Raw genomic sequence first — 25,461 nt, forward strand, 5'->3', positions numbered from 1 at the left:
TTTTAAATAATTATTCGTTTCAGAAAGAACGCTACTTTGCTTTTACAACAGGTGCGTTTAATTTTTTACTCATTTCCATTGAAATTGCAGAACGCTCAAACTTTATCTTGCCAGCTGATGTCTCAATAACACAGCTATGGTCCTTATCGTTCAATTCTACAACTTTACCGTGCATTCCACTTTTAGTGATCACACGATCACCGCGTTTTAGCTCACTAGCAAATTTTTTTTCTTGCTTTTGGCGTTTCATCTGTGGTGCTATCATAAAGAAATACATCACAGCAAAAATAGCGATGAACGGTAAAAATGATCCTAATCCTTCCATTAAATTATTTTAATTGTTATGTTATAACTACCCTTGTGTACCTCCACTAGTGGACAATGGGTTAATTGTAGCCTTACCTGCAGGTTTTTGAGGTGCATTAGGGTCTTTCTCAACCATAGCCGTAATCTTCACCACTTCCGCACCTTTTTCAGTATTGGTAGTCATTGTTAAAGACTTAGACACTTTACCATTACCCTTACCGTTAAACTTAACAGTAAACTGACCGGTTTCTCCAGGCGCTACTTCTTTAGTGTAGTTTGATGGTACCGTGCAACCACATGAACTTTTAATATTACTCACTACTAACATAGAATTACCTGTATTGGTATATTTAAAAATAGTTTCAACAGGAGTACCATTTACAATAGTACCGAAATCGTGCTCCATTTTATCCATTTCCATTACTGGGAAGTTACCAGCATTAGCATCTCTCTCAGCAGCAACAGCCACCTTTTCTGAATTAACTTTACTTGCTGCATCATCTTTACAAGATGTGAAAGCTACCATACATAAAGTACTAAGTCCTAAGATTACCTTTTTCATTACTTATATTTTTTAATTAATATACTCTAGTTTTTTCAGTTGGCAAAGGTAGTAATTATTCCCAGCAATTAAAATTTTTAGGCTGCTGTTAACAGGTTTACGAAAGAATTATACTACAAATTTGTTACATAAGTCCCCTTCCCGCTTTAGGATATAACTTTTGGGATTGATATTCCTTAACAATTTTATCTAAAATCCCATTGATAAACAAGCTGCTTTTGGGTGTAGAATATTCTTTTGCAATTTCTAAATACTCGTTAATGGTGACCTTGTGAGGTATGGAAGGAAATTTCTGAAATTCGCACAGTGCCATTTTCAAAAGCAACCCATCTAAACTCGCTAACCGTTCTGTATCCCAATTCGTAGTCTTCTTTGAAATTTCTTCATTAAACTTTGAATTATTCAAAACGGTTTTTTTGAATAAATCCTTAGCAAATTCCTTATCGTCTTCGTCCTTATATAAATCTGGTAATAATTTGGTCTCAGGCGAGGTAAGTTTTACCTTTCTCAATATCTTTAAAAGAACTGTATTTACTACAGGGAAATCGTCAACCCATGTCAACTTTTTATCTTCAAAATAATCGAATAACTTATCATTTGGTGCGATAATTTCGGTATAAATGCTTATGATAAATTGCTTATCATGTTCAAAACCAGCATCAGCATCTTCTAAATAATCCTCGTATAGCTTACTTTTCCTAGTCTCTTTAAAAAGTATATCTACATATTCAAAATCGAGATGCCAAAAGTTTAGCTTACGCTTGGCTATAACATCTTGCAGCATTTTGTTATTGCTAATAAAATTCAACAACAAATTATCCTGGAACTTTGTATTGGGGTTTCTATCCGAATCAGCACTTAATAGCTTTTTCTGTAGCTTCTCATTATAGTCCTTGCTTTTTTTATGCAATTCGGTAAGCAAAGCAATAATAGAAAGGTATAAATCTAGCATACCGTCCAAACTATGCAATAAAAACTTTTCGTCTTTAACCAAATCGTCACTCTCATGACCTTTAAAGGCATACAAAGATTGCATGACTTTTATTCTGATATGTCTTCTATTGAGCATATAGAAAGAACTGCGTTATCTAGGTTATTAAAAAAGGCGAATCAGCTCTGATTCACCTTGCAAAAATACTATTATTTAATTCTGAAAAAAATTATTTGGAATTTTCTCTTTTGCGCGTTTCGATGCGCTCTTGAGCTATGCCAAAGGCTGCTTCATGAGTGGTTAAATCATTGGCTTTGGCATTATCCAATATCTCTAAAGTAGTGTTATATATATTCTCTGTTTTGCGCATTATCTCCTGCCTATCATAATTCTCTAGTTCTGCATAGACATTGATAATGCCACCTGCATTAATTAAAAAATCTGGTGCATACACAATGCCTCTTTCTTGCAGTAATCTACCATGTTTGTTCTCATCTGCCAACTGGTTGTTAGCTGCACCAGCAATAATCTTAGCTTGTAGTTTGTAAATAGTGTCATCATTAATGGTAGCGCCCAAAGCGCATGGTGCATAGATATCCATAGGCTTGCTGAAAATCTCATCACCATTATAGATTTTTACTCCATACTTTGAACTTACTTCTTCTAATCGTTCTTGATTAATGTCAGAAATTGTAACATTGGCACCTTCATTGCTTAAATGTTCTACTAAAGCCTCACCGACATTGCCTATACCTTGTACTAGTACATTTTTGTCTTCTAAAACATCCGACCCAAATTTAAACTTAGCTGCTGCTTTCATTCCCATAAAAACACCATAGGCTGTAATTGGGGATGGATTACCTGCACCACCTTTGTTTTGTGAAATACCAGTGACATAGGGCGTAACTTCCCTAACGGTATCCATATCTTCAGTTTCCATACCAACATCTTCAGCAGTAATATATTTGCCACTTAAAGAATGGACAAACTCACCAAAACGTCTCATTAATTCAGGTGTTTTTTCAGTTTTGGCATCTCCCATAATTACCGCTTTTCCACCACCTAGGTTTAAACCTGTAATGGCAGATTTGAAGGTCATCCCGCGAGATAAGCGTAATACATCATTCAACGCTTCCCATTCATTTTTATAGTCCCACATTCTTGTACCTCCAAGCGCTGGTCCCAAAACTGTACTATGGATTCCAATAATAGCTTTTAAACCAGTATCTTTGTCGTGGCAAAAAACAATTTGCTCATGGTCGTCAAATGAGTTTTGACCAAATACTGGGTCTGCTTTTGAAAGTTCTTTTGAACTTATTATTTCTGAAGTCATTATTGATTTAGGTTTAAGGCTGTCTGAAGATTATCTTAAAACAGCGAGCAAAAATAAATTATAATTGGAGGATTAGCAAAATATTAACGCTGAAATAAGATTATCGTAATACTTTTGACTGACCAAATGCATTATGAAAGCACTAAAACATCTTAATAAATACTTTTATAAATACAGATACCGATTAATTATCGGCATAATCATCACGATAATAGCAAAGATATTTGTGTTGTTTACTCCGCGATTTGTTGGTGACGCCATAAATGTTATTTCTGATCGATTGGATGGTAAAATATCTTATGACGTTTTTAAAACACAATTAATTACTGATGTAGCATACATTATTGGAGCTGCTGTTATTGCAGGTTTGTTTACGTTTTTAATGCGTCAGACCATCATCAATGTTTCAAGATATATCGAATTCGACTTGAAAAATGAAATTTATCAGCATTATCAAATACTTTCCCTGAATTTCTACAAGTCGAACAGAACGGGAGACCTTATGAACCGTATAAGTGAAGATGTAGGTAAAGTAAGAATGTATGCTGGACCTGCCTTAATGTATAGTATTAATACTGTAACATTGTTTACCGTAGCTATTATATATATGATAACTACTGCACCAAAACTCACACTTTATACACTTATACCACTGCCTATACTTTCAATTGCTATTTACAACTTAAGTAGGCTTATAAATAAACGGAGCACAATTGTTCAGCAGTCATTATCAACACTTTCTACTTATGCACAAGAAACCTTTAGTGGCATTTCGGTCATTAAATCTTATGGTATAGAACCAAAAACTAATACTGAATTTGAGGGACTTTCTATAGAAAATAGGCAAAAGCAAATTAACCTAACCAAGGTACAAGCACTATTTTTCCCACTAATGATATTGTTAATTGGGATGAGTAACCTTATCGTTATTTATATTGGTGGAATGCAATATATTAATGGGGAAATCGAGAATATCGGGACTATTGCCGAATTTATTATATATGTTAACATGCTTACTTGGCCTGTAGCTACTGTAGGTTGGGTGACCTCCTTAGTTCAGCAAGCTGAAGCTTCACAAGAACGTATTAATGAGTTTTTAAAGACTGAACCCGAAATTCAAAATAAAGCGGCCGAATTAACACCAATCAAAGGCGATATAGAATTTAAAAATGTATCTTTTGTCTATCCAGATACAAATATTGAAGCCTTGAAAAATATCAGTTTTTCTCTAAAATCTGGAGAAACATTGGCAATTTTAGGTAAAACAGGCTCGGGTAAATCCACGATATTAGATTTAATAGGCAGGCTCTACGATATTAACAATGGTCGTGTTTTGGTAGATGGTAAAATTATATCTGACTTAAACCTTATCAGTCTTAGAAAAAGTATTGGCTATGTCCCTCAAGATGCTTTCCTGTTTTCAGATACCATAAAAAACAATATAAAGTTTGGTAAAGAAGATGCAAGCGATGAAGAAGTATATGAAGCCGCAAAAAATGCTAGAGTTCATAAAAATATTATTGGTTTTAAACAAGGTTATGACACTATTTTAGGAGAACGCGGTATCACCTTATCCGGAGGACAAAAGCAACGTGTTTCTATAGCCAGAGCCATAATAAAAACACCTGACATCTTGTTATTCGATGATTGCCTATCGGCAGTAGATACCGAAACCGAAGAAAAAATCCTTAAAAACCTCGTTAAACTCACTAAAGATAAAACCACAATCATAGTTAGCCATCGTGTATCCTCAGCCAAAAATGCCGACCAAATTATTGTCTTAGAGGACGGCAAAATAATTCAGAGAGGAAATCACGAAGGCCTTATAAATGTTGAAGGTTATTATAAGGATCTTTATACAAAACAGCTCTCCGAAAAAGAAATCCAATAATTTATTTGTTAGTTAACTTTTTTTTTAGATTTTTGAGTTGAAATTAAAAAAGATTGATTTATGAGTGATTATGAAATGATGGATAAAGAAGAAATATATTCAAAAGTATTGCGTGCTGGAAGACGAACTTATTTCTTTGATGTTAGAGCTACAAAAGCTGGAGATTACTACCTTACCATTACGGAGAGTAAAAAATTCACCAATGATGACGGATCTTTCCATTACAAAAAGCACAAGATTTACCTTTACAAAGAAGACTTTTCTGAATTTAGGGAAATTTTATCTGAAATGACAGATTATATCATAAGGGAAAAAGGTGAAGAAGTTATTAGCGAGCGTCATCAAAAAGACTTTAAACGCGATGACGACTTTGTAGCCCAAGAGGCTAAAACACCAGAGGATACGCAAAGTACAGATAGTTTTACCGATATTAGTTTCGACGATATCTAACACCAATTTCTGTTAAATAATAATAAAAAACCGTTACGCTTCGTGACGGTTTTTTTAATTTTAGCGTTTAACCAACTTTAAAAGTATATGCATCGTATCGCTCTATTTTTTGTTTTATCATCAACTATCCTTTTTTCTCAATCCGAAACCGATTTATCGTATTACCTGCCACAAGATGTAAAATATAACCCAAACATACCTAAACCTGAAAGTGTGATAGGTCATGAAGTTGGCAAATGGCACATTACGCATGATAAGCTCGTACAATACATGTATGCTATAGCGGATGCGTCAAACAGGATAAATATTAAAGAAATAGGTAAAACTTTTGAAGATAGACCTCTTTTGATACTGACAATTACATCACAATCTAACCTTCAGAATATAAATGCTATTCAAAGAGCACATATTGAAGCCACAGAGCGTAATACTGCCAATATTGAGAACAGACCTATTGTAATCTACAACGGATACTCCGTACATGGTAACGAGTCTAGTGCAGCAAATGCAGCTGTAGTTTACGCTTATTATCTCGCTGCTGCACAAGGCCCTAAAATTGACAACTTTCTAAATAACACAGTCGTTCTACTCGATCCGTGCATGAATCCCGATGGCTTACAGCGCTTTGCTTATTGGGCTAACACCAATAAGAACATAAATTTAAATCCAGACCCTAATGACAGAGAATACAGGGAAGTGTGGCCAGGTGGACGTACCAACCACTATTGGTTCGACTTAAACAGAGATTGGTTGCCAGGACAGCTACCAGAATCTAGAGCGCGCATTGAAACCTTTCACAATTGGCTTCCAAATATATCAACAGACCATCATGAGATGGGCACCAATTCGAGTTTCTTTTTTCAACCTGGTATTCCATCACGTACCCACCCTTTGACTCCTAAAATGAATCAGGAATTGACAAAAGAAATCGCAGCGTATCATGCAAAGGCTTTAGATAAAATAGGATCTTTATATTATACCGAAGAAAGTTTTGATGATTTCTATTATGGCAAAGGCTCAACGTTTCCAGATATCAATGGAGGTATTGGCATTCTCTTTGAACAAGCAAGTTCGCGAGGTCATATTCAAGAAAGTAACAACGGTTTGTTAACATTTCCGTTTACCATAAAAAATCAGTTTACGGCAACATTATCTACTCTTGAAGCTGCCAATAGCATGCGAAAAGAAATATTAGAATACCAATATAATTTCTATAAAACCGCTCGTAGTGAAGCTTCAAAAGAAGGTAATAAAGCTATTGTCTTTGGTGATGCGAAAGATGCAGCAAAAACATATCATTTAGCCGAAATATTAAAACGGCATAAAATCAGGTTTCATGATATTAAATCAGACTTTTCAGCTAATGGGAAAAACTATAAAAAAGGCTACAGTTATATCGTTCCAAAAAATCAGAAAAATACACGATTAATTAATGCTATGTTTGAAAGACGTACCACGTTTCAAGACAGTTTATTTTATGATATTTCAGCATGGACCTTCCCTTTAGCATTTAACCTTGATTATACTGAAACTACAACTGCTAATGCAGGAGCTGAGGTTACAAATCTAGAACATAGAAAAGGAGGAGTTACCAAGAAAAGTGAGTACGCCTACTTATTTGCATGGAATGAATATTATGCCCCAAAACTTTTGAATGAAATCCTTAAAAAAGGATTGAGAGCTAAAGTAAGTATGAAGGACTTTAAGGCGAACGGTAAGTCTTATGATTATGGTACTATTATGATTCCTGCTAAGAATCAAAACTTATCGTCTTCTAAAATTTATACGCTTTTAAACGAGCTTGCCCAAGATAGTTATGTCACTATAGATGCCGTTTCTACAGGTTTAAATGACGGCATCGATTTAGGAAGTAATAACTTTAGAACCCTAGAACTGCCTAAAATTGCGCTTTTAGTTGGTGATGGTATGACCTCTTATGATGCAGGTGAGATATGGCATTTGCTAGATACTCGTTTCGATATAATAGCTACTAAACTTGATACTAGAAGTTTTGGTCGTGCAGACTTAAGCAGATATAACACCATCATTATGGTCAATTCTTTTTCTGGTTTAAATGAAGGTAATACCAAAAATTTAAAAAGCTGGATTCAGGATGGTGGTACCTTAATCGCCTACAGAAATGCCTTGCGTTGGTTAAACTCAAAAGAGTTGATGAAGATTGACTTTAAGAAAAGAAATACCATTGAGGCCAAAAATATTAGTTACGAACAGCGTGGCAATTTTAGAGGAGCTCAAGTGATTGGCGGTGCTATTTTCGAAACTAAATTAGACCGCTCACACCCTATAAATTTTGGTTATAAGAATGATAAATTGGCGATGTTTAGAAATACAACACTTTTCATCAAACCAAATAAAAATAGTTATGACAATCCAATTCAATACAGTAAAAACCCATTACTTAGCGGTTACATTTCAGAGGAAAATCTAGACAGCCTTAGTCTATCCATACCTTTAAAAATTGGAGGTCTAGGACGCGGAAATATTTTTGCTTTTACGGATAACACCAACTTTAGAGCATTTTGGTACGGTACCAACAAATTATTGATGAATGCTATTTTCTTTAGAGATGAGATGTAGTGATTAGTGATTAGTGATTAGTGATTAGTGAAAATGATTATTATTACTGTCGCTTCGAGTGGTTTTGTAAAATAGAATAGTATCGAGAAGTGATCTCAATACTATTCCTAAGACACTTGAGACCCATTTTTAACCTTTGTTTCAGGATGCAGTAAAAACACATCATTCTCTTTTACGACACCCATCACCAAACACTCGCTCATAAAATTGGCAATCTGTTTTTTAGGAAAGTTAACCACAGCAATAATCTGTTTTTTAATAAGGTCTTCCTTAGTGTATTGTGTTGTGATTTGCGCCGAGGATTTTTTTATACCTAAATCCCCAAAGTCAATGGTTAGCTGATAGGCTGGGTTTCTTGCATTAGGAAAATCGTTTACTTCGAGAATAGTTCCTACACGCAAATCTACCTTTGTAAAGTCTTCAAATGTTATTATATTATCCATGCTTTAAAATTATACAAAACTTATTGAAATAATGGCCTTAACACCATCTAATATGTTGCCTTTAGGCACCAAAGCTCCAGATTTTAGCTTAATCGATACCAAAGATGACCAAATAAAATCGCTCAATGACTTAAAAGGGAATACAGGAACATTAGTGATGTTTATCTGTAACCACTGTCCTTTTGTTATTCATGTCAATGAGCAATTAGTGCAATTAGCTAACGATTATAAAACGAAAGGCATTCACAGTATTGCCATTTCAAGTAATGATGTGGTGAATTATCCGCAAGACGGCCCAGATAAAATGAAAACACATGCTGAGGCTAACCATTACCCTTTTCCCTACTTATATGATGAAACGCAAGATGTGGCCAAAGCTTATGATGCGGCCTGTACGCCAGATTTCTTTTTATTCGATAAGGATTTAAAATTGGTTTATGCAGGTCAACTCGATGATTCTAGACCTGGTAATGGTATTCCCATAACAGGAAAGGATTTAAGAGCGGCTATGGATGCCTTGGTTAATAAAACAGCTATTAAACCTAATCAAAAGCCAAGTATGGGTTGTAATATTAAGTGGAAATGAACATAAAACTAGAAACCAAACGTCTTTTCTTAAGACCTATTACCAAAAACGATGCTCAAGATTTTTTTGAGATGGACTCTAATCCTAAGGTTCATATCTTTTTAGGCAATAATCCTGTGACTTCTATTGAACAATCCAAGTCAAAAATTAAAGGCGTATTGCAGCAATACAAAGACTATGGAGTGGGCCGTTTGGCCATGATTAAAAAAGATACTGGAGAATTTGTTGGGTGGTCTGGTTTAAAATTTGAGCGCGAATTACGCAAAGAATTTGATTATTATGATTTAGGTTACAGACTTAAAGAAACATTTTGGGGAAATGGCTATGCCACTGAAGCTGCAATAGCATCACTTAACTATGGTTTTAGGGATTTGAATCTAGAAGAGATTTGTGCAGCAGCACATGTTAACCATATAGCCTCAAATACGATTCTAAAAAAAGTAGGGATGGAACCTTCGGGAACTTTTGAATACGACGATGATTTATGTAATTGGTATACTTTAAAAAAAAATCTTTACAAACAACAAAACCCCTTTTTATAAGGGGTTTTGTCATCAATCAAAAAATTATCTAAACCAAATGTTATGTTTAGTTTATTGTCCTTGCAACTTAAAGTTAATAGGTATACTGTATGGTACGCCCACTGGTTTGTTACGTTGCTTACCTGGTTGCATTTTAGGTAATAAGCTTATAATACGTTCAGCTTCAGTCTCTAATAATTTATCTGGCCCTCTACTCTTAATGCCATTGACATTACCAAATTTATCAATCTTGAAAAAGACAAAGACACGTCCTTGAATATTTAGTTCAGCAGCTGATTGCGGGTATCTAAAATGCTTTTGTAGATGTTCGTTCATTTTTCGTTGGAAACAAGCTCTTAACTCATCATTACTACCTGTACATCCTGGGAATTTAGGCACTTGCTCTATCACTGCAAAAGGTACTTCTATGTCTTCTTCTACCTCTTCAACTTCCACTTCTTCTACGGAAACCACACGTTCTTCAATAATATCATCCTGTCCTATTTCCGTACTTTCTATAAAAGTTTCCTCAACCTCTTCAACATCTTCAACTATAGTAATAGCTTGTGTTACCACTTGCTTAGGCGGTGGTGGTGGTGGGATATTAATAGTCGTTATTGGAATTTCCTCTTCAAGTTGTTCTGTCAACATTAAGATATCTATCTTAGTCGCTTCTGATTCGTAAGTCTTATGTTCTAATCCTAAATATGTAAGGAGTAACATTACGTTTAAGCCAACAGCAAAATATAAACTGCTGTTTCGACCTACATTGGCTCTTGGGTTCTTCTTGAGTTCCATGACGTTTAATTTTATACCCTAAAGTTACCCATCAAATCCCATAAAACTTATGACAAAAGTCATGTTTGCCCCAATGTCAATATTTCAACGCTTATAGATTATCCAATTGGTTATCTTTTCCGTCTTCACTTATGGTCCAAAAGAAGCCTACAAAAAAGAACTGATCAGCCGCTGGTCTTAAGGCTATTCTATCGAACTGCCCATTAATGTCTGGTGTATTTGCGTACTGATATCCATTTATATTTCTGAACCCTAAAACATTATTAATAGAAAAATACAAGATTTTTTGTTGGTCAATTAAATAAGCCCAATTTAAGCTTATGCTATTAAGAGGTTTTGCCCGTTCGGCCAAAAACGCATCTGTATTAGGATTATCGTAAGGTCTACCAGAGGAAAAGATATAGTCAAAACCCAACTGACTTTTAAGGCTCTCAATCCAATATTTTCCGACAATAGAAAAATTATGATTGGTGGCAAAGTTTGGTTGTGCGGAAGTTTCAAAGTTGAGATAGTTGCGCTCTGTGTCTAAATACGAATAACTTATCCAATAATCTAAGTTTTTTACAGAGGAATTATCCCTCCAGAACAAATCCACTCCTTGAGCAAATCCATCACCATCAGAATTATAGTTACTATCAAATGAAGTAAACTCAGTATCAAACTTTACAAGATAGTTGTAAACCTTTCTGTAAGCCTCGGCTCTAAAAAACTTTCCCTCGTTAACATAATTGTAGTTTAATATATAATGAGATGTCTTTTCAGCTCTTAGGTCTTGTTCAAACTTTAAAATTGAACTATTTGGATTTTGAAAAAAGTTCCCATAGGCTAGAGAAATCTGACCATTTTTTGAGGTCTTATAGGCTAAAGCCGCTCTAGGTGCAATATTTGTGTCATCAAATATAGAACTATAATCCGCCCTTACTCCCACTTTTAAAGCTAAATCTTTTGAGAATATTACATCTGCCTCCACGAATCCCGCAGTAATGTTATTTTTAAATCCATAAGTTTCGTCAGTTGTACTTTCTCTAAAATTCTCTTCAAAATCTGTTAAAAATTGTTCTGCACCAAAACTTAATTTATAGCGACTGCTAAAACGTTTCTTTAACTTGAGTTTCATGTGAGCAGAATTTTCTTTACCTACAATATCACTTGTCATAATTCCAATATCATTCTTTGCATAGGTATAACTCAAGCCTGTATTCAGGGACCAACTATCTCCTAACATACCTTTGTATGACGTATTAAGATAAAAGTTTCTATTGTTTAAACTAAAATCTATCCCATCTTCAAAATTAATATCTTCTTGGTTGACAGCTATGTCGGTAATATCGAATGCCGCATAGAACTTTAACATCCCGTTATCCAGTCGCTGCCTGTAGACCGATTCCCCTTGTGCTGCTTGAAGCGGTCTATCCCAATTATTTCTATTATTGAATAGATTAAAATAGGGGCCAAGATTAATATATGACGCGTTGAAACTTAAAGAGGACTTTTCCCATTTTTGAGTATTCCCTAATTGGCCGCCAACAGTCATCAAGTTTATTTCTGTTTTTTCTTGAACAGGTTCATCTATAGTATTTAAAAGTACTACACTTGATAAGGCCTGTCCAAACTCTGATGAATAGCCTCCTGTGGAAAAGGTAATGCCGTCAAATAAAAATGGTGAATACCGAGACCGAGCAGGAATATTATTAGGAGTTGGTGTATAAGGAGTGAACACTCTAATACCATCAATAAAAAATTGTGTTTCCTCAGCACCTCCACCACGAACAAATAAACGTCCGTCCTCAACATTAGTAGAGGTACCAGGAAGCGTTTGTAATGCTCCAACAAAATCGCCCAATGCGCTAGCTGTAGTAACTACATCGAGTGGTTTTAAAACAGACACCTTACTATTATCACTAGCCTCAAAAGTCCCTGCACTTAAAACTACTGCATCAAGGGACTCTACATCTTCACGAAGCTTTATTTGTAGATTAGATAGTTTACTGACATCATCAAAGATAGTCTCGGTTTCAAAAGATAAAAATGATATAACCAAAGCTTGTGTGCCTTTTTCTTCAGTAGTAAACAAAAACTCACCCGCTATATCTGTTGTGGCACCATCATAAGTACCATTTAAATACACATTAGCTCCTTCAATAGGTTGGTTTTTGTTATCTGTGACCTTACCTGAAATAGTAGTCTGACCATATAAGATTGTGGAAACTATAAAGATTAAGATTTTGATGAGTGATTTCATTTTTTGATTGGTAATAATTGTTCGTATTCTGATTGTTGTACAAACTTCTTCTATTTTTGAAGCAATAGAAATTGTATTTTACCGAACTGTAATAATTCTATGACGAATTGAATTTCGTCCATTAAAACCTATTTTCAATGTTGACCAAAACCGAAAGACAATTTACTATCCTATACTTTATTATTGTACTTTTTGAGCTCATTACAGGGAGTACAGAAACCTTGCAACATGTACATTACATCGCTAAACCTGCTATTGTTATTAGTTTACTTTTTCTATTTGTAAATACTTCTGGCGCATTAGATAAATACCTGAGGCTGATTACTATAATTGCTTTGGTATTTTCTTTATTAGGTGATATCCTATTGATGTTTGTTGAGCAATCGCAACATTTTTTTGCAATAGGTTTGGTCGCTTTTTTGATAGCACATCTTATGTATATTCTGGTATTCTTAAAACACAGAAACCAAAAGAAATCGGCTTTAGGTTTTCTGGTACTTCTACTGATATATGCTTTTGGTTTGTTTTATTTGCTTAAAGATGGGTTAGGTGAAATGCTTGTACCCGTAATTTTATATATGATTGTAATTCTTAGTATGGCCACTACAGCTTTTTTAAGAAAAGATGGCGTTAATGGTTTGAGCTATAATTTAGTTTTTGTAGGTGCTATTTGTTTTATGGTTTCCGATAGTATTTTGGCTCTTAATAAGTTTTATCAACCTGTTCCATTTTCTAACATAAGTATAATGCTGACTTATGCCCTAGCACAATTTTTAATCGTTCTCGGAATTTTAAAAATTAAAACCCTATAGGTATTATTTTTTAAAGGGTCTAATAATCAATCTTGCAGCTTTATCAAAATTGATGTAGTTATATGTCCAATTGAACAGTACGACAACTCTGTTTCTAAAACCTACAAGAGACATGAGGTGAACAAACATCCAGACAAACCATGCAAAAAAACCGCCAAATTTATACCGTTTTAAGTCCACCACGGCTTTATTTCTCCCTATGGTTGCCATTGAGCCTTTGTCGTAATAAGTGAAGGATTTTAAAGGCTTATTACGAACCAATCTCAATATGTTTTGGCCCAATAACTTTCCTTGCTGAATTGCAGGTTGAGCTACCTGAGGATGACCTTTAGGATACGCTTTCGTAGTCATTAAAGCAATATCACCAATGGCAAAAACATTATCATAGCCCTCCACTTGATTATAACGATTAACGCGATATCGATTTGCTCTTTCAACTAAGGTGTCAGCTTTTAATCCATTTACTGGTGATCCTGTAACACCAGCTGCCCAAATTAAGGTTTGGGATTGCATTTCTAAATCAGAATTGGTGGTTACATTTAAACCATCATAGTTCTCAACAAAGGTATTGCAGTGCACTCTTACACCAAGTTCTTTAAGAAATCGTTCCGCTTTTTTGGAGGCATGCTTGCTCATTGGTGGCAAAACCCTATCAGCACCTTCGAGCAAATGGATATTCATATCACTTGGATTTAAATCGTGATAATCCCTTGGTAAAATATGATTTTTAAGTTCAGCAATAGCCCCAGCCAATTCAACTCCTGTTGGGCCGCCACCAACTATAACAAAGTTTAGAAACGCTTCGCGTTCTTTTTCAGAATTTGCAATGGTGGCTTTTTCAAAATTTTGTAAAATTAAGCTTCTAATATTCAGTGCTTGTGGGACTGTTTTCATTGGCATACTATGAGACTCAATCGTTTTATTGCCAAAAAAATTTGTCCTTGTTCCTGTAGCAATAACCAGATAATCATAAGATACATTACCGATACTGGTTTCAACCTCATTCCGCTCTGGTACAATCTGTTTCACCTCGGCTAATCGGAAAAAAGAAGTCTTATGTTTTTTTATGATTTTCCGCAAGGGATAGGCTATAGAATCTGGTTCTAATCCAGAGCTAGACACTTGGTATAAAAGCGGTTGAAACGTGTGATAATTGTGCTTATCAATTAATACAACCTGAACATTTCTATTGGCTAATGTTTTTACTAAATTTATGCCCGCAAAACCGCCTCCAATAACAACAACCCTTGGTAGGTTAGACTCAGGAATATTCATAAAGTTTATAGGTTGAATTTGCTGATGTAAAGATACGACATAACTATAGGAAAACTATACTTTTTAGTGAATTGTGTAACAATAAAAGAAGTACTACTACTAATAGGCAACTAACCATTTCATCAATTGAATAAAGAACTCGAACATAGTTTTGTTGAGCAGTTGCAAAAGCATCAAAACATTATTCATAAGGTATGTCGTTTATATACCAATAATGCTGATGCACACAACGATTTGTTTCAGGAAATTACCATTCAACTTTGGAGAGCATACCCAAAGTTTAGAGGCGAATCTAAATTTAGTACATGGATGTATCGTGTGGGCTTAAATACGGCCATCACGTTATATCGAAAGTCGAAACGTAGAATAAGCACGCAAGAATTTGACAATGTACAATTTAAGATAAAAGCCGAAGAATATGATGATACCGAAGAGCGGCAATTAAAATTATTGTACAAAGCGGTACATCAATTAAACGATATTGAAAAAGCGTTAGTCTTCTTGTACTTAGAGGATAAGGATTATAGAGAGATTAGCGAGACATTGGGTATAACCGAAGTCAATGCACGTGTAAAGATGAACCGTGTAAAAAAGAAATTAAAAACAATATTAAATCCGTAGACTTATGGATGAATTAGAATTATTAAAAAAGGATTGGCAAAAAGGTAGAATTGAATTTAAGAGTTATAGCGATTCGGACATATACCCAATGTTGCATAAAAAGTCATCTTCAATTGTAAAAACACTTTTTTACATCAGTATTGGAGAATTGGTGTTTTGGCTTTTGGCATCGGTCTTACCATATGTTTTATCTCCAACCTTTAGGGAAAAGTTAGACATAAGCTATGAAAACCCGTTATTCATTGGTCTTACCATTTTAAGTTATGTGATAATTTTAACGTTTATCTATTTACTCTTTAGATCTTATAGAGGTATTTCTTCGACCGATAGTGCCAAAAAATTAATGGAAAGTATTTTGAGAACACGAAAGGTCATAAAGTACTATGTGATTTTTAACTTATCATTGTTTTTCCTTTCCATTCCTCTATCTCTTTATTTTGAGTATCAGGACAATCCTGAATTTCATCAACAAATAGTTGAAGCTAGCACAACACAAATGCTAATTTTCTATATTGTTTCCATAGTTATAGCTGGTATCATTATATTAATTCTGTTGTTGTTTTATAGAGTAATCTATGGAATTTTGCTCAAGCGCTTAAATAGAAACTATAAGGAATTAAAAAAGCTAGAGGTCTAATTATTCGCCCAATCCCTAAGCTCTCTATTAAGACGTTCCTTTTCCTCTAACTCTTCCTGGGGAACTACCTTTAAAAATGAAGGATGCTGCTCAATGGCATATTCAATCTTTTCAACAATTTCATCTATGGTTTCATTTTCATAGTCAATTTCCAAAGGTTCTTTAATCTCAAAAGATTGATAGATATTTTTCTTTTTTATGCGCAATCCTTTTTTGTCAAACGAACGTCTAAAACCATCAATAACGATAGGTACTACTAAAGGTTTATACTGTTTTATGATATGCGCTGTTCCTTTTCTTATGGGTTTAAAAGGCGTTGTAGTTCCTTGCGGAAAAGTTACCACCCAACCATCATCCAGTGCTTTTTTGATATTGCTGATATCGCTCATTTTTACCTGACGATTTACATCTTGTCCTTTAGATCTCCAAGTACGTTCTATACTGATAGAACCCGTATAAGCAAATATCTTTGGTATGAGTCCTGATTTCATGGTTTCCTTGGCCGCCACATAGTACATATTCAGCTTAGGATTCCATAAATAACCCACATTTTTAATACTGTCCAAACGTCCATTCAAACTGGCATTAAACACATGAAACATAGCAATAACATCGGCAAAATAGGTCTGATGGTTTGAGATAAACAATACATTGGTATCAGGTAGATTTTTAATGATTTCGGAACCTTCTATTTGCAACTCATTAAAGCCTCGAAATCGTTGGTGCGTTAAAAGCCCCAAGATTCTAATCAGCCATTTTTTAACCCAAAGAATGTGCCCAAAAGGATTGGTTTTAAATAAACCCATTATTAATTTTTGATATTAATCAGTAACAAATGTAACAAATATGCCGTGCTATAGCACTTGTTTTAACAAGTCTTTTATTTCCCCTAGCATCATCGCAGTGGCTCCCCAAACTATATGACCGTTTAGTTTAAAAGCTGGTACATCTACCTCAACATTAAATGAGGTCGGCACTCTGGTCGTTATAATATTAGTGTCATCTAAAAAATCTAGAACCGGTACTTCAATAATATCTTCTACCTCTTCGTCTTGCTTTATAAAATGGGGTGTGGTTTCGGAAACTGCAAAATAAGGGTGTACCAAAAAATTACTCGGTGGGATATATAACGGAGACAAAGCTTTAATAACATTTAACGCTTTTTCTGGTACGCCTACTTCTTCCTCTGTTTCTCTTAATGCAGTAACCATGACATCTTTGTCGGACTCCTCATACTTTCCACCTGGAAATCCAACTTGTGCAGAGTGTACGCCTTTGTAGGTTTTTCTGAGGATTAAAATCAAATAGGTTTCGTTATTTAAATTCGGATAAAATAACGCCAATACACCAGCTACTTTAGCTTTTTTAGCGCGTTCTCGCATACGTTCGGCCAATTGTAATCGGTATGGTGGCGACATTTTAGCATGGGATGTTTCACCAAAAAGTTCGAGATGTTTTATGTTTATGACGGATTCTAAGAACGTTTTAAAAAGCATGTATCATGTAATGTTATAAGATCGTTAATCCTTGTTTAATTAACAAAAATACGTTTTACCTTTTATATTCTTTTTCTTACTTTTAAGCATATCATTTAGATTTAATTCTTGTTGACTGCAAGATTGCAGCTCTCTCTTAAAGATTGCAATGGTTATAGGTTTCGTGTGCCTATTAAATTTTGAATTATTAACAATTAAATCTAAATATTATGAAAAATTTATTTCTAGCTAGTTTAATACTACTTTCTGCATATACATCTTATGCGCAATTTATAGTTGACAGTAATCCAAATTTTGACACTAACGCTATTAAGGCAGATGGTCGAATTCTTGGAGTAGGTAATAATCCAAGAATACTCTTACAAAGCACTAGTGATGCTGATAACGATTGGACAAGAGGTTTAATAGGAAACAACATCTTTTGGAATAGTACCAATAATACTTGGAGTAATTCAAGCTCATCAAGTTTTAATGATTTTAACTTAATTCGTTTTGAGAATGGCTCTAACATAGGGTTTTATGCTAAAACAAATACTAATAGCGGTATTGAAAATTTTACTAATACCGAGATTGAAGACTACAGAATAATGACCATAACCAATTCTGGAAATGTTGGCATAGGGGTACGAAACCCTAATGCTAAACTACAGGTCGACGGTATAACTCTATTAAAACCGGACGTTATTAACAATAACTATTTAAGGGTAACAAGTAATGCACCTAGTCAGACCAACCTCACTTATTTTTCTAATAACGACGCTAGATGGAATCTGTATAGTGACAACGAAGATTTTCGCTTTAGAAAGGCTGGAACTGATTCGGCAGAAATAATGATACTTAAATCACAAGGAAATGTCGGTATTGGAACCGTCAACCCATCAGAACTATTGACCGTTAATGGTAAAATACTTTGCGAAGAAGTAGAGGTCATCGCCAATGTTGCTCCCGATTATGTGTTCCAAAAGTACTACACAGGTATTTCTTCTTTGAAAGAAGATTACGTAATGCCAACCTTAGAAGAAGTAGAAGCCTTTACCAAAGAGAACCATCACTTACCTGAAGTGCCTTCTGCAGATGAAATTAAAGAAGATGGTTTACAGCTTAAAGAAATGACTACCATTTTGTTACAAAAAGTAGAAGAATTAACACTCTATACTATTGAGCAAGAAAAGCGGATTAAAGCTCTGGAAATAGAACTAGCAGCAAAAAAGTAATGATGTTATGAAAATAAATATTCATAAAATAGTCACCCTAGTATTAATATTTCCACTGCTAAGTAATGCACAATTAGAGAATGCGAATTGGTATTTTGGCGATAATGTAATTAGTAGCCAAAATGGTGGTGGATTAAATTTTAATAATGGTACAGTTTCTGTGCTTACAGATGGTAAAACGGAAGATGCCTTTTCGTCCACTGCAACTGTTAGTGACGAAAATGGTAACCTTTTATTTTATACGGATGGAAGTTCTGTTTGGAATAAAAATCATAACAAAATGTCTGGGGGCAATAACTCTCTTAATGGGTTTTATACTGTTTCTGTTGTTCCTTTCCCAGGAGATAGTGATAAATATTATATTTTTACTATTGGTTCTGATGGTACATTTAACTTAGATTATTTTTACTCAATTGTTGATATGAGTTTAAACAATGGTCTTGGAAATGTAGATACGAACTCACTAAATACAAACTTAAATATTTTACCATATACATCATTCAATCCTGATGGTTCCTTTGATATAAAGGGTGAAATGCAAAGAAAAAGTAATATAGTAGTTGCTAAGCATTCTGATGGTGAATCATACTGGCTTATTTTGAATCCTTTTGATGTTTTTTTTGTATTAAAAATTGATAGTAATGGAATATCATCAAATCCAATTATTTATGACGAAGGTAATCCCTCTTTAGACTATAATTTGAATATTCGTGGGGCATCAGGAATGAGTATCTCTCCTAATAACGATAAAATAAGCTATTACTGTAACAGAGCGAATGGAGGTAATCAATCAAATCTATTTACAATCCTAAACTTCAATAACTCAAGTGGTCAATTAAGTCCTTCATTCTTTACTGTTGACAATCCCAATTTTGCAATGCCAGGTTATGCATCTGAATTTTCTGGGAATGGCAATTATCTATATTTATTAGTTGGAGGCGGCTTCAGTTATGAGATTTTTCAATTTGACCTACAAAATACAAATATCAATCCTGTATCTATTGGTTTATCATTGCCATTACCACTATCTGATAACCCTGAAACCGACTTACCTACAATGGTAAGAGGCATTGATGGTAAAATATATGTGCCAAATAATAATAATTTTTTAGGAGTAATCAATAACCCTAACTTGTTTGGAACTAATTCAAACTACGTAAATAATCAAATAGATTTAGGCACAAATGTTATTGCAAAGAAGCTCCCCCAACAAGTTCAGAATCAAATTAATAACAATTGTCCAGACAATTTAACTATAACTCAAACAGTCTCTAATGGAACTAATGACATCCAAGAGGCTTCCAATTGGATTGTTGCACTTAATGTAATTGAAAATGCCGCAAATGCCGAGTACGATGCTGGTAATTTTGTGAAACTTCAAAGAGGATTCCATGCCAGAGCAGGGTCAACATTTAGAGCTTATATAGATGGTTGCTTAAATACGCAACCAGTTGCCAAAAATTCTATATTCAATAATGATAAAATATCAGATAATCAAATCGTTATTTTCCCGAACCCGGCTAAGGACAAGGTTCGTTTATCTCATAATCAGATGAATATTCAATCATTTGAACTCTATGATATTCATGGAAGAACAGTTATTAATAATAATAACTTAAACTCGAGCAAACATACGATTGATGTCAGTTCTTTTGAAAAAGGCTTTTATATTATAAGAATTGTATTAGAAGATAATTCCGTTATCACCAAAAATCTAGTCATAAAGTAAACGACAACGTTTAGATAAAAAAAGCCGATTAGTTTTACTAATTGGCTTTTTTTATTTTTGGCTTATGAGATTAATTTGTGCTTTTTGTTGGCTTTTTATGTTTTATAGTTGTGAGGACAAACCAACTCCTAAACAAACAAATTCTATAGTTCCTAAAGATACCATTGTAAAAAAGGTTAAGGAGGTTCCTAAAACGGAGACTGAATCGGAGTATCCTTTATTGACAGACAACAATGCCATGGAGTATTTCTTGGAATATGAAAAAGAGCATAAGGAAAATAAAGTAAGAATCACCACAGATTTTGGTATTATCGACATTCAACTTTATGATAAGACCAAATTCCATCGCGCCAATTTTATCTATTTGACTAAACGAAAGTACTTCGACGGGACTCAATTTTACAGAGTGGTTAAAAACTTTGTGATTCAAGGGGGTAGTAGTGATGATTATAATATTGCCAAGCGACGTAGAAAAATCGGAAAATACCTTTTACCGCCAGATACCAAACGTGGCTATACCCATAAACGCGGAGCAGTGTCTATGCCGAGCAGCGAAATTGAAAATGCCTATAAACTGGCATCACCTTTTCAGTTCTTTATCATTAACCGTATTGGTGGAGCCGATTATTTAGATGAGGATTACACGGTGTTTGGTGAGGTGATTCGCGGTATGGACGTGGTTGATAAAATCAATGCCGTAGACACCGATGAAGGAGATTGGCCACTACACAATGTGTATATACGGAAAGTAGAAATTATAAAATAATTAAGACTTCCCTTTTCAATTTTTAATACCTTGTAGTTTGTAATTTCCAAAAACTAACTACAATGATCTCTAAATCCATTAAAGCTGCAGTTCTATGCAGTGTTATTCTATGTTCCAGCTGTAAAGAAGAACCAAAAACCGATGATAAGTTAATGACGGATAATATCTTATTGCAAGAATGGGAAGGACCTCACCAAGGTGTACCTGCGTTTGATAAAATGAATGTAGCTGATGTAAAAGAAGCTGTAGAAAAAGGTATGGAGCTGCAATTAAAAGAGGTTGATGCTATTGCCAATAATGAAGAGAATCCCACTTTTGAAAATACCATAGTAGCCATGGAAAGCGCCGGAAAAGCACTAAATCGTGTGTTTACCTATTACGGTATTCTCAGCAGCAATATGTCTTCGCCTGAGTTTAGGGAAGTACAGGCAGAGTTGGCTCCAAAATTGTCGGAATTCCGATCTAAAATTTCGCAAAATGAAAATCTGTTTCAACGTATCAAAGCAGTATATGATGCTTCTCAAAAAAATCCTTTAGAAGCTCAAGAGCAACGTGTTGTCGATTTAATTTATAAACGATTCGAAATAAGCGGTGCTAATCTTGATGCCGAAAAGAAAAAACGTTATGCAGAGATTAACAAAGAATTGTCAACACTTTACACAAAGTTTTCTAACAATGTTTTGCATGATGAAGAAAACTATGTTTCCTATTTAACCAAAGACCAGCTCGGAGGTTTATCGGAAGGTTATATAAAATCTGCTGCTAAAATTGCTTCAGATAAAGGGCAAGATGGCAAATATGCCATAACCAATACACGTTCTTCCATGGATCCGTTTTTAACTTACTCAACCGAACGTTGGCTTCGCAAGCAAGTTTGGGAAAACTATTATTCACGAGGAGACAATGGTGACGAGTATGACAACAACGCTATTATTGCCGAAATTCTAAAACTTCGCAAAGAACGCGTTGGCTTATTGGGCTACGACAATTATGCCGAATGGAGATTACAAGACCGAATGGCAAAGCATCCAGATAATGCCATGGAACTTATGCTTAAAGTTTGGCCAGCCTCTACGGCAAGAGTCAAAGAGGAAGTTGCCGATATGCAAACTGTAGCCAATGAACTTGGAGATAACATTACCATAGAACCTTGGGATTATCGTTATTATGCCGAAAAAGTACGTCAGAAAAAGTACGACCTAGATAGCGATGAAGTGAAACAATACCTCCAATTAGACAAACTTACTGATGCTATGTTTTTTGTTGCTGGTGAATTGTTCAATTATAAATTCACGCCAGTTGAAGAAGGATCAGTTCCTGTTTTTCATGAAGATGTTAATGTCTGGGAAGTTACCGATAAAGATTCTGGCAAACATGTTGGGCTTTGGTACTTAGACCCTTATGCTCGTGAAGGTAAACGTTCTGGTGCTTGGGCTACAACTTACAGATATTACACTACGTTTGAAGGCGAAACCAATGTTTTAGCGTCTAATAATTCCAACTTTGTAAAGCCTGCTCCGGGTGAAGCCGTTTTAGTATCTTGGGATGATGCCACTACATTCTTTCATGAGTTTGGGCACGCCCTTCATTTCTTTGCGGCAGATGTAAAATATCCAACATTACAAGGAGGTGTTAGGGATTACACTGAGTTTCAATCGCAATTATTAGAACGATGGTTATCTACTGATAAAGTGATCAACCAATTTTTGGTGCACTATGAAACAGGAGAACCCATTCCAGCAGAATTAGTTGAAAAAATCAAAAAAGCTTCAACATTCAATCAAGGTTTTGGTACTACTGAATACTTGGCTTCAGCGCTAATCGATATGAAATTACACTTGGCAGATCCTACTGATATAGATATCGACAAATTTGAACGCGAAACTTTAGACGAATTGGGTATGCCTAAAGAACTGCCTATGCGTCATCGCACACCTCATTTCGGACATGTATTTTCTGGAGAAGGATATGCTACTGCTTACTATGGCTATATGTGGGCAGATGTATTAACCAGTGATGCTTCAGAAGCATTTAAGGAAGCACCTGGAGGATTCTATGACAAGGATATGGCTGATAAATTGGTAAAGTATTTATTTGCACCTCGTAATGCGTTGGATCCTGCAGAAGCTTACAGGCTGTTTAGAGGTCGTGATGCCAAAATTGAAGCTTTAATGCGAGATAGAGGGTTTCCTGTGCCACAGAGCTAAAAAAAGCTACTATACGATATACATCTAATGGAATATCCCGAAGTAGAACAACTTAAAACTCAATTCAAAAAATACAAGATAAAAATATCCCAAGGCTTTAACCACATAAGAAAAGCTATATTCTTTACCAGCTTATCTATTGGAGCAAAGTCTTGGGATATACTCATCGATGATGAGTTTGGCGACTTTTCAAAGCACAATCCTGTTTTTGATTGGTTTTTAGTGCTCTATGCCTTAGAAACCTATGATGAATGTGAGGATATTATAGAATGGAGTAACTTCCATGGGATTGATACCACTCTCCTATTGGACTATTATAAATCATTAGCAACGACTTATAAAGAGATTGAAGCCATAGTTGGGTCCATCGACCCTTTAATCTCTTCATTTGATTATACGTTAAGGACTAGTGTAGTAGGTGTTTTAGCAAGCATCAATCTTGAATAGTTTAGTCTTCTTTTTTATAGATACTTGGCAAGCTAATCTTAAACTTTACAGCCAGCAATCTAATAACAATAACTACCAAACCGGCAATGATAAAAAGATAATTTTGATCTTTAAGGAATTCTCTTAATCCAAAATACGTCAATCCGCCGATAATACAAGCCGTAGCATATATCTCTTTTCTGAATATTACGGGAATATCATTGCAAAGGATATCGCGAATAACACCACCAAAGCAGGCCGTCATCGTACCAAGCGCTATGCAAATAAAAGGGTGAAGACCTGCCACCAAGCCTGTTTCGATACCTACAACAGTATATAAGCCAATACCAATAGTATCAAATAAGAATAAGGAACGTCTTAAATGCTTTAACTGATTTCTAAATACAATAGCAAATATTGTAGAGCCAACTATAACATAACCATAAGTCATATTTTGCATCCAGGATACTGGAGTCACACCAACCAAAATATCGCGTAATGAACCTCCACCAACAGCTGTTACAAATGCGATAATCAATACACCAAAAGGATCCATGCGTTTATTCATGGCGACTAGCACACCTGAGATGGCAAATGCGATGGTACCCAATATGTCTAAAGTTTGAAAAAACATTTTTCCTGTCATTCCTGCCCTTAGACTTCATTGAAGATAAACCTTGGCAGGGATCTATTTCTAATTTCATTGAAACACTGGTAACACTTACCTGTGTCTGATTAAACTTTGCTCTGCGTAATCCCGAAATAAGTTCGGGATGAACGATATTCACAATTTTGAATACACAAGCTTTTCTCTCTGAGATCCCGAAACAAGTTCGGGATAAGCGACTTACACAAGTTTCCATTCTGAAAACTTGGTTCCCTGCTTACATGTTCTGCGTGTAGTAATTATAATCTTTTAAAATGGTATCTATAAACTGAACATCATATAACTTTGATTCAATACCAAGCGTTTCACAAATTTTAGCTTTTAGAATCGTCAACGTTTTAAAATCATTGTTCTTTCTAGAAATCGTAAAGGCTTCTTTAATGATTCTTACATCTTTGTCCGTCAATTGTGTGACGTTACTAAACACGGGTTGATAATCATCATTGATTTCTTCAAGAATAGTGCTAGAAATTTTGTGTTTTTTCTTAACGCTAATCACTACGGTTCCAGCCGCCGCATCACCAACACGTTGTTTTTTATCCGACAGTAAAATACTCAATATGCCTATGGATGAAAAAAACAACCATATATCTATAATTCGTAACATCCAACGCACAAAAAGGTTGTACCATTCCGTTGGTGCACCATCAACTCGTACTACTTTAATCTTCATGATCATCTTTCCCACAGTTTGCCCACCAAAAACTATGTGGCATATAACGGAATAGAAGAATGCGGGTAAGTAAAATAAGCCCAAGAAACCGCGTTGGGTCCAAGCATCAGCATCAAAAATCTCTGAAATCGCAACAAGGTTCTCCATTATGGTCATGTAAGTCACTAAAATCACACCATCAATTAAGAAAGCGACCATACGTTCGCCTAAACCTATTAGCTTATAGTCCAAGTTGACATTTTGTGCTGTGTTAATTGCTAATTTGCCCATTGCAATG

25 protein-coding genes are annotated in these 25,461 nt (G+C 35.0%); 13 read left to right on the forward strand and 12 right to left on the reverse strand.

From position 1 onward, the window contains the following. Window positions 1-31: 31 nt before the first annotated feature. The 4 genes from yajC to Q0992_RS09585 form a co-directional block, all read right to left on the reverse strand. On the reverse strand, window positions 32-325 hold the full coding sequence (gene yajC, locus Q0992_RS09570; protein WP_299523047.1) for a preprotein translocase subunit YajC: 294 nt from the start codon (window positions 323-325) through the stop codon (window positions 32-34). A gap of 27 nt (window positions 326-352) precedes the next feature. Further along, on the reverse strand, window positions 353-868 hold the full coding sequence (locus tag Q0992_RS09575; protein WP_299523050.1) for a DUF1573 domain-containing protein: 516 nt from the start codon (window positions 866-868) through the stop codon (window positions 353-355). Window positions 869-992: 124 nt separating this feature from the next. Continuing rightward, the gene (gene nusB / locus Q0992_RS09580) at window positions 993-1,904 is read right to left on the reverse strand and encodes a transcription antitermination factor NusB (protein WP_299523053.1); all 912 of its coding nucleotides are present in this window, start codon (window positions 1,902-1,904) and stop codon (window positions 993-995) included. A gap of 124 nt (window positions 1,905-2,028) precedes the next feature. Beyond that, window positions 2,029-3,132 carry a Glu/Leu/Phe/Val dehydrogenase dimerization domain-containing protein gene (locus tag Q0992_RS09585; protein ID WP_299523057.1) on the reverse strand — a complete coding sequence of 368 codons (1,104 nt, stop codon included), beginning with the start codon at window positions 3,130-3,132 and terminating at the stop codon, window positions 2,029-2,031. A 133-nt stretch (window positions 3,133-3,265) separates the two neighbouring features. Here Q0992_RS09585 and Q0992_RS09590 point away from each other — a divergent pair, with 133 nt between their 5' ends. The 3 genes from Q0992_RS09590 (at window position 3,266) to Q0992_RS09600 (ending at window position 8,071) form a co-directional block, all read left to right on the forward strand. Then, entirely contained in the window at window positions 3,266-5,023 is a 1,758-nt protein-coding gene (locus Q0992_RS09590) for an ABC transporter ATP-binding protein (RefSeq protein WP_299523060.1), read from the forward strand. A gap of 60 nt (window positions 5,024-5,083) precedes the next feature. Continuing rightward, the gene (locus Q0992_RS09595) at window positions 5,084-5,473 is read left to right on the forward strand and encodes a PUR family DNA/RNA-binding protein (RefSeq protein ID WP_299523063.1); all 390 of its coding nucleotides are present in this window, start codon (window positions 5,084-5,086) and stop codon (window positions 5,471-5,473) included. 87 nt (window positions 5,474-5,560) lie between these two features. Then, a complete protein-coding gene (locus tag Q0992_RS09600) occupies window positions 5,561-8,071 on the forward strand; it encodes a M14 family zinc carboxypeptidase (RefSeq protein WP_299523066.1) in 2,511 nt (836 codons plus the stop codon). A gap of 107 nt (window positions 8,072-8,178) precedes the next feature. On the opposite strand, the gene Q0992_RS09605 is transcribed toward Q0992_RS09600, so the two are convergent. Continuing rightward, window positions 8,179-8,514 carry a tRNA-binding protein gene (locus Q0992_RS09605; RefSeq protein WP_299523070.1) on the reverse strand — a complete coding sequence of 112 codons (336 nt, stop codon included), beginning with the start codon at window positions 8,512-8,514 and terminating at the stop codon, window positions 8,179-8,181. 31 nt (window positions 8,515-8,545) lie between these two features. On the opposite strand from Q0992_RS09605, the gene Q0992_RS09610 reads away from it, so the two are divergent. After that, window positions 8,546-9,100, forward strand: coding sequence for a thioredoxin family protein (locus Q0992_RS09610; protein ID WP_299523073.1), 555 nt, complete (start codon window positions 8,546-8,548; stop codon window positions 9,098-9,100). Further along, window positions 9,097-9,642 (forward strand): GNAT family N-acetyltransferase, encoded by a 546-nt coding sequence (locus Q0992_RS09615; protein WP_299523076.1) that lies wholly within the window; start codon window positions 9,097-9,099, stop codon window positions 9,640-9,642. The genes Q0992_RS09610 and Q0992_RS09615 overlap by 4 nt, the downstream gene beginning before the upstream one ends. Window positions 9,643-9,693: 51 nt before the next feature. On the opposite strand, the gene Q0992_RS09620 is transcribed toward Q0992_RS09615, so the two are convergent. Both Q0992_RS09620 and Q0992_RS09625 read right to left on the reverse strand, forming a co-directional pair. Then, window positions 9,694-10,419 (reverse strand): energy transducer TonB, encoded by a 726-nt coding sequence (locus Q0992_RS09620; protein ID WP_299523078.1) that lies wholly within the window; start codon window positions 10,417-10,419, stop codon window positions 9,694-9,696. A gap of 91 nt (window positions 10,420-10,510) precedes the next feature. Next, window positions 10,511-12,661 carry a TonB-dependent receptor gene (locus Q0992_RS09625; RefSeq protein WP_299523081.1) on the reverse strand — a complete coding sequence of 717 codons (2,151 nt, stop codon included), beginning with the start codon at window positions 12,659-12,661 and terminating at the stop codon, window positions 10,511-10,513. A gap of 137 nt (window positions 12,662-12,798) precedes the next feature. Here Q0992_RS09625 and Q0992_RS09630 point away from each other — a divergent pair, with 137 nt between their 5' ends. Beyond that, window positions 12,799-13,473: a lysoplasmalogenase gene (locus Q0992_RS09630; protein WP_299523085.1), complete on the forward strand. Its 675-nt coding sequence runs from the start codon at window positions 12,799-12,801 to the stop codon at window positions 13,471-13,473. A gap of 3 nt (window positions 13,474-13,476) precedes the next feature. Here Q0992_RS09630 and Q0992_RS09635 read toward each other — a convergent pair whose 3' ends face one another. Then, the gene (locus Q0992_RS09635) at window positions 13,477-14,748 is read right to left on the reverse strand and encodes an NAD(P)/FAD-dependent oxidoreductase (RefSeq protein ID WP_299523087.1); all 1,272 of its coding nucleotides are present in this window, start codon (window positions 14,746-14,748) and stop codon (window positions 13,477-13,479) included. A 126-nt stretch (window positions 14,749-14,874) separates the two neighbouring features. On the opposite strand from Q0992_RS09635, the gene Q0992_RS09640 reads away from it, so the two are divergent. After that, window positions 14,875-15,369: an RNA polymerase sigma factor gene (locus tag Q0992_RS09640; RefSeq protein ID WP_299523090.1), complete on the forward strand. Its 495-nt coding sequence runs from the start codon at window positions 14,875-14,877 to the stop codon at window positions 15,367-15,369. Window positions 15,370-15,373: 4 nt separating this feature from the next. Further along, entirely contained in the window at window positions 15,374-16,006 is a 633-nt protein-coding gene (locus tag Q0992_RS09645; RefSeq protein WP_299523093.1) for a hypothetical protein, read from the forward strand. On the opposite strand, the gene Q0992_RS09650 is transcribed toward Q0992_RS09645, so the two are convergent. Then, the gene (locus Q0992_RS09650) at window positions 16,003-16,812 is read right to left on the reverse strand and encodes a 1-acyl-sn-glycerol-3-phosphate acyltransferase (protein WP_299523096.1); all 810 of its coding nucleotides are present in this window, start codon (window positions 16,810-16,812) and stop codon (window positions 16,003-16,005) included. The two genes, Q0992_RS09645 and Q0992_RS09650, sit on opposite strands and share 4 nt — an antisense overlap. A gap of 48 nt (window positions 16,813-16,860) precedes the next feature. Further along, complete coding sequence (locus tag Q0992_RS09655) at window positions 16,861-17,502, reverse strand: CoA pyrophosphatase (protein ID WP_299523099.1); 642 nt, start codon at window positions 17,500-17,502, stop codon at window positions 16,861-16,863. A gap of 209 nt (window positions 17,503-17,711) precedes the next feature. On the opposite strand from Q0992_RS09655, the gene Q0992_RS09660 reads away from it, so the two are divergent. From Q0992_RS09660 to Q0992_RS09680, 5 genes are all read left to right on the forward strand, one after another. After that, on the forward strand, window positions 17,712-18,716 hold the full coding sequence (locus Q0992_RS09660; protein WP_299523102.1) for a hypothetical protein: 1,005 nt from the start codon (window positions 17,712-17,714) through the stop codon (window positions 18,714-18,716). Window positions 18,717-18,723: 7 nt separating this feature from the next. Beyond that, complete coding sequence (locus Q0992_RS09665; protein ID WP_299523105.1) at window positions 18,724-20,445, forward strand: 3-coathanger stack domain-containing protein; 1,722 nt, start codon at window positions 18,724-18,726, stop codon at window positions 20,443-20,445. A 64-nt stretch (window positions 20,446-20,509) separates the two neighbouring features. Next, window positions 20,510-21,211, forward strand: coding sequence for a peptidylprolyl isomerase (locus Q0992_RS09670; RefSeq protein ID WP_299523108.1), 702 nt, complete (start codon window positions 20,510-20,512; stop codon window positions 21,209-21,211). Window positions 21,212-21,273: 62 nt separating this feature from the next. Further along, window positions 21,274-23,418, forward strand: coding sequence for a M3 family metallopeptidase (locus tag Q0992_RS09675; protein WP_299523111.1), 2,145 nt, complete (start codon window positions 21,274-21,276; stop codon window positions 23,416-23,418). 27 nt (window positions 23,419-23,445) lie between these two features. After that, on the forward strand, window positions 23,446-23,865 hold the full coding sequence (locus Q0992_RS09680; protein WP_299523114.1) for a hypothetical protein: 420 nt from the start codon (window positions 23,446-23,448) through the stop codon (window positions 23,863-23,865). A 1-nt stretch (window position 23,866) separates the two neighbouring features. Here the strand turns inward: Q0992_RS09680 and Q0992_RS09685 are convergent, their stop codons facing one another. Together Q0992_RS09685 and Q0992_RS09690 are read right to left on the reverse strand one after the other, a co-directional pair. After that, window positions 23,867-24,478 (reverse strand): trimeric intracellular cation channel family protein, encoded by a 612-nt coding sequence (locus tag Q0992_RS09685; protein WP_299523212.1) that lies wholly within the window; start codon window positions 24,476-24,478, stop codon window positions 23,867-23,869. 250 nt (window positions 24,479-24,728) lie between these two features. Further along, window positions 24,729-25,454, reverse strand: a complete 726-nt coding sequence (locus Q0992_RS09690; protein WP_299523116.1) for an RDD family protein — start codon at window positions 25,452-25,454, stop codon at window positions 24,729-24,731. Between the last annotated feature and the right edge of the window lie 7 nt (window positions 25,455-25,461).

The sequence above is a fragment of the Winogradskyella sp. genome, assembly GCF_028289625.1.
In the GTDB taxonomy this organism is placed as follows: Bacteria; Bacteroidota; Bacteroidia; order Flavobacteriales; family Flavobacteriaceae; genus Winogradskyella.

What these genes read in the sequence shown, in the direction of transcription:
- yajC (WP_299523047.1), bottom strand. Translation starts at nt 325, where the DNA reads ATGGAAGGATTAGGATCATTTTTACCGTTCATCGCTATTTTTGCTGTG.
- Q0992_RS09575 (WP_299523050.1), bottom strand. Translation starts at nt 868, where the DNA reads ATGAAAAAGGTAATCTTAGGACTTAGTACTTTATGTATGGTAGCTTTC.
- nusB (WP_299523053.1), bottom strand. Translation starts at nt 1,904, where the DNA reads ATGCAATCTTTGTATGCCTTTAAAGGTCATGAGAGTGACGATTTGGTT.
- Q0992_RS09585 (WP_299523057.1), bottom strand. Translation starts at nt 3,132, where the DNA reads ATGACTTCAGAAATAATAAGTTCAAAAGAACTTTCAAAAGCAGACCCA.
- Q0992_RS09590 (WP_299523060.1), top strand. Translation starts at nt 3,266, where the DNA reads ATGAAAGCACTAAAACATCTTAATAAATACTTTTATAAATACAGATAC.
- Q0992_RS09595 (WP_299523063.1), top strand. Translation starts at nt 5,084, where the DNA reads ATGAGTGATTATGAAATGATGGATAAAGAAGAAATATATTCAAAAGTA.
- Q0992_RS09600 (WP_299523066.1), top strand. Translation starts at nt 5,561, where the DNA reads ATGCATCGTATCGCTCTATTTTTTGTTTTATCATCAACTATCCTTTTT.
- Q0992_RS09605 (WP_299523070.1), bottom strand. Translation starts at nt 8,514, where the DNA reads ATGGATAATATAATAACATTTGAAGACTTTACAAAGGTAGATTTGCGT.
- Q0992_RS09610 (WP_299523073.1), top strand. Translation starts at nt 8,546, where the DNA reads ATGGCCTTAACACCATCTAATATGTTGCCTTTAGGCACCAAAGCTCCA.
- Q0992_RS09615 (WP_299523076.1), top strand. Translation starts at nt 9,097, where the DNA reads ATGAACATAAAACTAGAAACCAAACGTCTTTTCTTAAGACCTATTACC.
- Q0992_RS09620 (WP_299523078.1), bottom strand. Translation starts at nt 10,419, where the DNA reads ATGGAACTCAAGAAGAACCCAAGAGCCAATGTAGGTCGAAACAGCAGT.
- Q0992_RS09625 (WP_299523081.1), bottom strand. Translation starts at nt 12,661, where the DNA reads ATGAAATCACTCATCAAAATCTTAATCTTTATAGTTTCCACAATCTTA.
- Q0992_RS09630 (WP_299523085.1), top strand. Translation starts at nt 12,799, where the DNA reads ATGTTGACCAAAACCGAAAGACAATTTACTATCCTATACTTTATTATT.
- Q0992_RS09635 (WP_299523087.1), bottom strand. Translation starts at nt 14,748, where the DNA reads ATGAATATTCCTGAGTCTAACCTACCAAGGGTTGTTGTTATTGGAGGC.
- Q0992_RS09645 (WP_299523093.1), top strand. Translation starts at nt 15,374, where the DNA reads ATGGATGAATTAGAATTATTAAAAAAGGATTGGCAAAAAGGTAGAATT.
- Q0992_RS09650 (WP_299523096.1), bottom strand. Translation starts at nt 16,812, where the DNA reads ATGGGTTTATTTAAAACCAATCCTTTTGGGCACATTCTTTGGGTTAAA.
- Q0992_RS09655 (WP_299523099.1), bottom strand. Translation starts at nt 17,502, where the DNA reads ATGCTTTTTAAAACGTTCTTAGAATCCGTCATAAACATAAAACATCTC.
- Q0992_RS09660 (WP_299523102.1), top strand. Translation starts at nt 17,712, where the DNA reads ATGAAAAATTTATTTCTAGCTAGTTTAATACTACTTTCTGCATATACA.
- Q0992_RS09665 (WP_299523105.1), top strand. Translation starts at nt 18,724, where the DNA reads ATGAAAATAAATATTCATAAAATAGTCACCCTAGTATTAATATTTCCA.
- Q0992_RS09670 (WP_299523108.1), top strand. Translation starts at nt 20,510, where the DNA reads ATGAGATTAATTTGTGCTTTTTGTTGGCTTTTTATGTTTTATAGTTGT.
- Q0992_RS09675 (WP_299523111.1), top strand. Translation starts at nt 21,274, where the DNA reads ATGATCTCTAAATCCATTAAAGCTGCAGTTCTATGCAGTGTTATTCTA.
- Q0992_RS09680 (WP_299523114.1), top strand. Translation starts at nt 23,446, where the DNA reads ATGGAATATCCCGAAGTAGAACAACTTAAAACTCAATTCAAAAAATAC.
- Q0992_RS09685 (WP_299523212.1), bottom strand. Translation starts at nt 24,478, where the DNA reads ATGTTTTTTCAAACTTTAGACATATTGGGTACCATCGCATTTGCCATC.
- Q0992_RS09690 (WP_299523116.1), bottom strand. Translation starts at nt 25,454, where the DNA reads ATGGGCAAATTAGCAATTAACACAGCACAAAATGTCAACTTGGACTAT.